A 282-nucleotide genomic window follows, 5' to 3' on the forward strand; every position below is an offset into this window, starting at 1 on the left:
TACCGTCTCTATAAAGATTAAGGCTTTCTGGGTCTATTCCGGTTAGTACAATGCTGTTTGATTCGTTATCACGTTCAGAAATAGTGTCTTGTCCCCAGTCTCCTGAAAATAGATAGGTGTCATTACCAACACCACCATCTAATTGATCATTGCCAATGCCACCATCTAAAGTGTCATCGCCATTTTGGCCGTATAGAGTGTCATTACCAAGTCCACCTTCCATAATATCTGCATCAGCAAAGCCATAAATGGTCTCATCAGTGTCAGTACCAATGACAGATT

General features: G+C 41.1%; 1 protein-coding gene. It reads right to left on the reverse strand.

Annotated elements, in window-relative coordinates:
* Positions 1–282 (reverse strand): calcium-binding protein (locus tag AAEY75_RS14670; protein WP_502944425.1); only part of this gene is annotated, 282 nt, incomplete at both ends.

Source organism: Psychrobacter sp. TB55-MNA-CIBAN-0194 (assembly GCF_040309505.1).
Lineage (GTDB): Bacteria > Pseudomonadota > Gammaproteobacteria > Pseudomonadales > Moraxellaceae > Psychrobacter > Psychrobacter fozii.